General features: G+C 46.5%; 7 protein-coding genes and 1 pseudogene. 3 read left to right on the top strand and 5 right to left on the bottom strand.

The window, feature by feature from the left end; genetic code table 11:
- Positions 1 to 38 precede the first annotated feature (38 nt).
- The 3 genes from H8K52_RS20410 (at position 39) to H8K52_RS20400 (ending at position 2,935) form a co-directional block, all read left to right on the top strand.
- Positions 39 to 1,232 carry an NAD(P)/FAD-dependent oxidoreductase gene (locus H8K52_RS20410; RefSeq protein ID WP_186924760.1) on the top strand — a complete coding sequence of 398 codons (1,194 nt, stop codon included), beginning with the start codon at positions 39 to 41 and terminating at the stop codon, positions 1,230 to 1,232.
- A 150-nt stretch (positions 1,233 to 1,382) separates the two neighbouring features.
- Positions 1,383 to 1,667: a helix-turn-helix domain-containing protein gene (locus H8K52_RS20405; RefSeq protein WP_186924759.1), complete on the top strand. Its 285-nt coding sequence runs from the start codon at positions 1,383 to 1,385 to the stop codon at positions 1,665 to 1,667.
- A complete protein-coding gene (locus H8K52_RS20400; protein ID WP_186924758.1) occupies positions 1,664 to 2,935 on the top strand; it encodes a HipA domain-containing protein in 1,272 nt (423 codons plus the stop codon). The genes H8K52_RS20405 and H8K52_RS20400 overlap by 4 nt, the downstream gene beginning before the upstream one ends.
- Before the next feature lie 304 nt (positions 2,936 to 3,239).
- Here the strand turns inward: H8K52_RS20400 and H8K52_RS20395 are convergent, their stop codons facing one another.
- The 5 genes and pseudogenes from H8K52_RS20395 to H8K52_RS20375 all read right to left on the bottom strand — a co-directional run.
- Complete coding sequence (locus tag H8K52_RS20395; RefSeq protein ID WP_186924757.1) at positions 3,240 to 3,860, bottom strand: hypothetical protein; 621 nt, start codon at positions 3,858 to 3,860, stop codon at positions 3,240 to 3,242.
- Positions 3,850 to 4,839 carry an AAA family ATPase gene (locus H8K52_RS20390; protein WP_186924756.1) on the bottom strand — a complete coding sequence of 330 codons (990 nt, stop codon included), beginning with the start codon at positions 4,837 to 4,839 and terminating at the stop codon, positions 3,850 to 3,852. Before H8K52_RS20390 ends, H8K52_RS20395 begins: the two co-directional genes overlap by 11 nt.
- Before the next feature lie 27 nt (positions 4,840 to 4,866).
- Positions 4,867 to 6,855 carry a DDE-type integrase/transposase/recombinase gene (locus H8K52_RS20385; protein WP_186924755.1) on the bottom strand — a complete coding sequence of 663 codons (1,989 nt, stop codon included), beginning with the start codon at positions 6,853 to 6,855 and terminating at the stop codon, positions 4,867 to 4,869.
- A gap of 2 nt (positions 6,856 to 6,857) precedes the next feature.
- The gene (locus tag H8K52_RS20380; RefSeq protein ID WP_186924754.1) at positions 6,858 to 7,472 is read right to left on the bottom strand and encodes a hypothetical protein; all 615 of its coding nucleotides are present in this window, start codon (positions 7,470 to 7,472) and stop codon (positions 6,858 to 6,860) included.
- Between the two features lie 175 nt (positions 7,473 to 7,647).
- Positions 7,648 to 7,997, bottom strand: a pseudogene (locus tag H8K52_RS20375) (integrase); the annotation flags it as partial.

Raw genomic sequence — 7,997 nt, 5'->3', positions numbered from 1 at the left:
AGTAGCGATACTCGGGACACCCAAACCTGTCTAGTGATATGCAACTTGATCAGCCACTGGAGAATTGGGACGTTATTGTCGTTGGTGCTGGGCCTGCAGGCTCGGCACTGGCGCGGCGATTGCAGCCGCAATGTAAAGTATTGCTGCTAGAACGACAAGACCGTGACGCGTCAGAAATTCCTCGTATTGGCGAGTCGTTGCCAGGCGCAGCTAAGGTACTGCTGAACCGTCTGGGAGTACTTGAGAGTTTTCTGAACGAAGGGCACGCTGAGCGTAGGGCTACCATATCAACTTGGGATTGCGACGACCCTGTCTATTTTGATTCCATGCGCGATCCGAACGGTCCTGGTTGGCATCTCGATCGCCAACGTTTTGATGCGGGCTTACGCGCCGCATCCGTCGAGGCAGGAGCAACGCTCCTTGAAGGCTGTGGTCAATTTCAAGTCAAGAGAAGCGATGATCGCTGGCAAATATTACTTGAAGATACTGGGCAAATTCATCAAGCAAAGTTTCTCGTCGATGCAACGGGACAAAGCGCCAACCTTGCACGTCAGTTGGGAATTTCTCGCCACGTCGACGATCCCATGATCTGCCTTTACGCCTATCTGTCCTGCGAAAGCAATGATGACGATCACTGCACACGGATCAGTGCGGATCATAACGGTTGGTGGTACAGCGTGAGAGTGCCATCGGGGCACCGCGTGCTTGCGTTTCACCTTGATAGTGCAGATCCCGAATTAAAAACCCTGCGAAGACCAGACTATCTTCTCGCCAAAGCACGGGCATTGCCAATCCTCGCCGAGGCTCTCGTAGGATACATGCCAGCGTCAGTTTATGCTCGTCCTGCAGCTAGTGCAAAGCTCGACCTGGATGCCATGGTGGCGACAGCTCCAGGTTTCTTTGCTATCGGAGATGCCTTACTCTCTTTTGATCCGATAGCGTCTCAGGGGCTCTTCCATGCCTTGGCATCAGCTGAAAGTGCTGCACGAGCGATATTGCGATGTCCAGAAGAGATGGTCTCAGCCAGAGTTGCCTTTCTTGATGAAATGCGCGCAGTGCATAGGCGCTATCGTCAGTATCTCAACGCGACTTATGCGGGTGTCGTTCGTTTTAGAGATGAGCCATTTTGGTCAATTCGACGTGGTATGGAGTCTCGACAATACCGAATTATGTCTGAAAACATAATTCATGAATCCAACTATAATCGAAAGTATTGTCATTATTACATGTAAACAAAGTTAAAACCATGCAATAGAAATCCTATGGTTGTAGGATTAAATATGATTTTTTGAGAAATTTACTTATTTATCCTTCTTTCGTAGGATAAATGTTGAATTTCTTTGAAATATGATGAATAATTCCTACCAACGTAGGATTATTTTATGAAAACACCCTCTCCGTCAGTAATACCAGCAGAAACCTCGATCGTTCTAAGTAAAGATCTTGGTAACCTCATTAAAAATGCACGCAAGGCGTCTAACATTCCGATCGATCAGGCGGCAATGCTGTGTGGCGTATCCAAGCAATTTTTATCCGACCTTGAACATGGTAAACCAAGCATTCAGTTTGAAAAAGCGGTCGCCGTCGCACTGCAATTGGGCATTGAACTCATAGCCAGACCACGCGGTCTGTCTGCGCTCAAGAGCGGTAACGGAGTGGAGCGATGAGTACGGTATTGTCAATATGGGTTAACCAAATTCGCGCTGCAGAAATAGATGTCGTTGCGGGTGCCGGATTCACTTTTCATTACACCCAAGAATGGCTGCATCACCAGGAAAAATATCCGTTTTCACCTCACTTGCCGCTCGGTAAGACATCGGGCGGTGCCGAAGTTAAAAACTTTTTTGAAAATCTTTTGCCTGAGGGTTCTGCACTCGATGTCGCAGCTTCGACGCATAATCTGAGCAAGCACGACGCTTTTGGTTTGCTGGCAAAAATCGGTCGTGAGGCAGCCGGTGTAATGTCGATTATCCCAATAGACGAAACGCCTGACGCGCAAATTACATTGCGACTGCTGCCTTTTGACGAAATCACGCAGCGGATACGTGAACGTCCTACTAAGTCTTTCTCGACATGGGATCGCAAAGTACGACTGTCTATCGCCGGTTACCAAGACAAGCTCGCCGTTTTCATCGACCAGGATCAGAAGATGTACTTGTCCGATGGCGGCGGATCCAGCACCCATATAATCAAGCCGGAAAACATCAACCCAGAACTACCGTTCATGCCCGCCAATGAATATTTTTGCATGCGTTTGGCTCATGCACTTAAACTACTCGTACCTAAAACGAATTTGCTTCGTATCCCAGATCCTCTATACGTCATTGAGCGCTATGACAGACATAAAGAGCGCGATGGCCATGTCAACCGTCTGCATCAGATTGACCTTTGCCAGGTATTGAATTTGCCCGTAGAAATGAAGTACCAACAGTCCTACGAGTTTTCTCCTGAAGGTGCCAGTTACACAGATTTATTTCAGGCAGCTGACAGCACGACTAATCCAGCAAAAACCAAAATAGTGTTGCTGCGCTGGGTCGTCTTTAACTATATGATCGGTAATACCGATGCCCATGCCAAAAACGTTTCTTTTTTTCTCAATCACACAGGTTTGCGCCTGGCACCTTTCTACGATCTGGTATCGGGAACGATCTACGGCTTAAAAAACATGGCAATGTTTATTGGCAAGGAAGAAGAGATTGGTCTTGTGAGCGCAATCGACTGGAAGGAATTTTGCAAGCAATGTGACTTGAAACCGACATTGCTGGCGAATGAATTACGCACGCAAGCGAATCACTGGGGAAAATTTTCTACACAACTTTTAAATGACGAAATATATGATCCAAATGAGAAAAACTTCCTTTCTGGCCTTGCAGTTGATATTGACGGTCGCGTTCACCTGATGCAACAGCAGGCGCTGGATTTGCGTAGCCTGTGATGAACCAGGGGAAACGGAAAAAATCGTACGCTAAGGTTTTTTTTGCCCACAGTTATTTGTTAAGGTTGCTTTGAGCCAGTAGTCGCGCCACCGTCGTAGACCGAAGCAAATGTGTCTACAAAGTGAGGGCAAATTTGCCTACACAGCATTTTGATTGATCAATTCTCATTAAATGCCAATTAGATTCAACGACTTACCCTACAGCTGAAGCAATTGTGCCGACAAAAAAATTAATCGAAGCAAATTTGCCTGCAACTTCTTGCAATTTCACCATCTAAAATTGACGTACCAATGCTAGTTATCGTCAGCAATGAAGAATACGAGCTCGCGTAATGGCTCTGCGCGCTGACTTTTTCAACGGCAACCTATGGGCAAAATCGGGCGCAAATGTGCCATATCTCTTTGAGCAATATCCACATCGAAAGGGTGAGTTCAGAAGCATCGCATTCAGATGATAAGCGGACGACTTTCCACAAAAACGACATTGTGTTTCCAACAGATCTGCATGAATCGGGCAGCGTATTACCGATTGAAATTGATATGGCGTGCCATGATACCCGCGGCTTAAACAACGTCTACAAAACCGAAAGTGCGGTGATATTGCATTACCCAATAATGCTGGAGTAAAGGAGTCTCGAATGACTTTGGCAGATAATCCAAAATCCTGTTGCAATCGCTTGAGATTCATTTCAGATTGACATACGGCGATACCGTCATAGGGATCTATATCTGTTTTGGCCAATAGCCTTAAAACCACGGGGCCTGGTACACCATTCATCTTTATAAACTTCCAGAGTATTGAAAGCAGTGAGTCGTGAATATCGAGCCAACTTAAGTCAAATACATAGCCAAATGAGGGCGCCAATTTTTGCTGATCAAACAGCATAATAGGCAAGGGCGTGTTGCACGATGGCTCAGGCAACATGATTAAACTCCGATAAGGTCCGACCGGTAGCAATGCGCGCCTGCACATAACCGGAATTGCGCACCGCTTGTGCCCAATGCGACTTCGCCGGCCGATACTTGAGTTCATCCAGTGCTTGGCTCTCTTTCAACACAATTTCAACAGCACGGGTAAAGGATTCCATAGGAATTTCTAATTTTCCAGGTAACCCTGATTTATTGTGCAAACTAGCAAAGGCATCCCACAACACTTGGGCATCATCAACCAATTGGTAACCAGAATCTACGCTTCGCGGGAGATAGAATTTGGTAAAGGTCCAATCACTATTGCGTGGATAAGTAGAACGATCATAGCCGGCTAAGCAGGTTGCCACATCTTGCGCATTTCGAATGCCATAAAACGCAAATTCGTCCACCATGAAGCGCGCCACGATTTGTGTTTTCCCAGCGCATTGCAAATTCACCTTAATTGCATACAAATCTTCTTGTCCTACTAGGAACGTAAACAACTTAATTTGCTGACGATCTAGATGATCATGCACGTCCCGCAACCATTCATATTCATTTTCACTATGGCGCTGCGCTTCGTCGATAAAGAAGATCACTGTTCCACTACCGGCCCTGCTGCACGCTTCCTTTATTTTATTGTTGAGGCGAATTCGTTTAGTAGGATTTGATCCTGTGTCTGGATCTGGGTAACCCACCGCTTCTAAGAGGCTTGTAAAGAAGGGCCCCTCTGCATGACGCGGTTTATGTTCGGCTTGCACATGGTAGGTCGTTATTTTTGGATAGTTTTCTGCGAGAAGTAAGCGTAAATATTCGATGGATCGTGTCTTTCCAATCCGTGAAGGTCCATAAATCAAGGCACCAGAAGTTCGAAAGCGGAGACACCGCAAAATAAGTTCGTAGAACTCTTGAATGGCAGGTGTTGCAATACGATAGTTGCCCGTCTCGATGGGATGCAGCTCAAACGAAACTGGCCGAAAAGCCTTGGTAGTCATGAACATTTCCTTTCATGGAACAGAACATTACAGCGCGGAAGTAAATCCAAAACCAATCGTTAAATGTTGCGGTTCAACTTTCTTCTCGGAGGATGTGACAATTTCCCCCACTTCTATTTCATCCGTGGACGGTACTCGCGGCGATGAATTTTTTGATTTTGCTGACGATGCCTTGGTCGTGGGGGCGCCCGCTAGCGTGCGCAGTGTTCGTTCTAAGTCACTAGCAGCACGGCGGCTGCGCTTTGCCTTAGTTTTTTTGGCGTCGACAAATTGATCAATGAATTCTTGACTGATCGAGAAGCCCAATTTTTTCTTGCCACGCATCTTCATAATCTCGCGTCGTAATTTGAGGTCATGCACAATTTCGCCCCAAGCTCCTTGCGCTTTTAAGACCCCGATTTCGGTGCCATCATGGAGAAATGCGCGGACGGTGCGTAAGTCATCACTGTTGTAATAAATGCGCAAATCCTTGCCAAGCAAGGTGCCGCTGGCGGCTAATACTTGATTGGTATAGCGTACTTGAAACAAGGTGATGTGTCCGCGCGTGCCTTGTGGCAAATACCCGCGCACACGACATCGATGGGGTGTTTGCATCAAGCACATCGTTTTTCGTTTAGGCTCAGGCAACCATAACAGCAATTGTGACTTGGCACGAATAAAGTACGTCATCGCTTCCAACGGTGATTTACCGTTTAACCCAGCATGAGGGGTGGCGTTATACAATGCAATCGATGCTTCCATTAATTCTTCCATATCTGACAGTGACACAAACAATCGAATATTGCCTTTGACATCCCCTAATGCACGACGCACATCGGTTGGACTTGACCCAGTGTAGCCGGGCATTCTAGAAGAGAGGGTACTCGCGATCGTGCCAAAGAATCGTTCAATGTAGGGGCGATCATCAGGTTGATGCGGTGGTCCGGCGTCAACGGTACATCCGATAAATTCACAGAGTGCCGTGATCGTTTCATTGGAGAGATTGGCCTTGGCATTGTCTAAGCGAATCCGCTCCCAAATGGCATATCCGAGCTCAGGCAATTTACCTGATGGAAAACCACCAGCGGCGCCATAGCTCACACCGTTGAGGGTAAAGGTTCGCGGTATATGGGGGGATATTGCTTTTTCGATGGTTTTAATCACGTCGTAACGAGAATACTCACGTGATAAAACCAAGTGATAGCCAAGAACTGCCCGCGTACAAACATCGATAATGACGAGTAACCAGATGCGTTCAATCTCAAATTCTTGCTCTAGTCCCAGTGGATCTTGAATGACGATCTTGAGCCGGACATCCAATCGGTGTCCATCAAATTCAACAACTTGATAGGGGTAGGTGGCTGCTTTCTGTGTGGCCGCTTGTGGTTGGGGTAGCCCTTTTAAATTCTTTGCGCCAGCGGCATGAGCTGCTTGCTCATAATGGGTTAGCAAGTCGCGTTTCACAAAATTGGTTAACGACCTTATGCCCAGATGTTCTGTATTGAATGGATACTCGTCAGCTGTGATGCCTGCACCGCGACATTGAATGATGAAACTCGTGTGTAAATTCTTGATGCCTTTTAATCTGATCTTTAGTGTGCCTTCCGTATGGACTTGAACAATACGAATGGCATACCGCTTTATTTTTTGCGATAACCATTGATGGAGCGCTGGATAGGATTCCATCAGTAGGGTGAATGCACCAGCTAAGCCCGTTTTTGATTGTAAATGTGTTTCCGAGATTCTTTCTTGTCGAGAATACGTGACGACACGGTCATATTTGATGAGAGCTCGATAACCATACATTCGTCCGTCTTCTGCTGGCAGCAAACAGCGATTCAATGTGCGGTACAGCTGGCGACTATTAATGCCGGTTTCCTCTTCAATATTACGGAGTGATGCGCCACTGACGTAGGCGTCTATTGCTTGACGTCTGCGTTTAAAAAACGCTGCCTTATCGGGAGACAACGCACCTGAATCTACGCTTGGCCAAACATCTAAATCGATATGTTGAAATGCTGGATTGCGTCGGTTCATGATCAGTCTCCAGTGGGTTCAAAATAGGTGAGATAGGACAAGGGTTCGACATTTAAGGAGGGCGCCTTTAACATTCCTTGGTGAAGTAGTTGAAATAATGCTGCTCTTAGAAGAGTGGCATCGCCGGTAACAAATTCGCGCTCTATGCGTGATAGTTGCGTAGGCTCTTTAACGAATTTGAGAATTGATCGAACTAGCGAGACTGAAATATGTTCGCGGCAAGTAACCAGAAGCGGCAGCAATCGTTGCCAGTTATTGATCCATACGCGTGACGCGGCTAAATCACTTAAGGTGATGATACGAACCGGAATGTCATGTTGAGGCGGATATGCGATGGTTTCGTGGGTGGATCGATTGATGAGCAAGAATTCTTCACTAGATTTTCTAATGCTCCAAAAATCTGCTACACGTTTGCCATTCCCACCATCAAGGAACAATGGGCGCTCGCACAATAACTTAATTGCAGGGTTAGTTTCCAGCAGAATCCACAGTTGATACACTAACTCGCCGTAGCATTGCACTCTGCGGCCGAGCTTTACACTATAAGCCTCGATCAGCCGTTCCCCACGGGGTCGAACGGAATGAATTGGCTCTTGAAATCGCGTAAAATTATTCATGATTTCAATAACTTACGCTACTTCGTGCACTTTCAATGCCGCGAATAGGCACATTTAGTTCGGTGTGCTTCGAGTAGGCAATTTTGCTTCGTTTATTATGATGGTAAATTTGCCTGCAAAAATTGTGCTTTCATAGGAGAGCGCTCTTTAAAAGTGTAGGCATAATTGCTTCCGTCTACGCTTGTGGAAGATAACCTCGCACACGGCACCTTTGTGCTGTTTGCAATAAACACATCGTCTTTCGCTTTGCCTCGGGCAACCAGAAAACCATGTGCGACTTGGCACGCACAAAATACGTCATAGCTTCAAGAGGTGACTTACCATTTAACCCATCATGAGGGGCGGCGTTATAAGCCGCAATCGATGCCTCCATCAATTCTTCCATTTCCGTCAATGATACGAACAGTCTCAGATTACCTTTAACGTCAGCCAATGCGCGACGAACATCGGCAGTGCATGATCCTGTATATCCAGGCATTCTTGCGGAAAGCGAATTTGCGATCGTTCCGAAAAATCGCTCAATGT

The sequence above is a fragment of the Affinundibacterium seohonense genome (assembly GCF_014284305.1).
Classification (GTDB): Bacteria; Pseudomonadota; Gammaproteobacteria; order Burkholderiales; family Burkholderiaceae_D; genus Undibacterium; species Undibacterium seohonense.
The sequence above is the reverse complement of the archived record's forward strand: the minus strand, read 5'-3'. Positions and strand labels throughout refer to the sequence as shown.

Bases quoted from the DNA above. Each gene is read 5' to 3' on its own strand.
- H8K52_RS20410 (WP_186924760.1), top strand. From the start codon at position 39: ATGCAACTTGATCAGCCACTGGAGAATTGGGACGTTATTGTCGTTGGT.
- H8K52_RS20405 (WP_186924759.1), top strand. From the start codon at position 1,383: ATGAAAACACCCTCTCCGTCAGTAATACCAGCAGAAACCTCGATCGTT.
- H8K52_RS20400 (WP_186924758.1), top strand. From the start codon at position 1,664: ATGAGTACGGTATTGTCAATATGGGTTAACCAAATTCGCGCTGCAGAA.
- H8K52_RS20395 (WP_186924757.1), bottom strand. From the start codon at position 3,860: ATGTTGCCTGAGCCATCGTGCAACACGCCCTTGCCTATTATGCTGTTT.
- H8K52_RS20390 (WP_186924756.1), bottom strand. From the start codon at position 4,839: ATGACTACCAAGGCTTTTCGGCCAGTTTCGTTTGAGCTGCATCCCATC.
- H8K52_RS20385 (WP_186924755.1), bottom strand. From the start codon at position 6,855: ATGAACCGACGCAATCCAGCATTTCAACATATCGATTTAGATGTTTGG.
- H8K52_RS20380 (WP_186924754.1), bottom strand. From the start codon at position 7,472: ATGAATAATTTTACGCGATTTCAAGAGCCAATTCATTCCGTTCGACCC.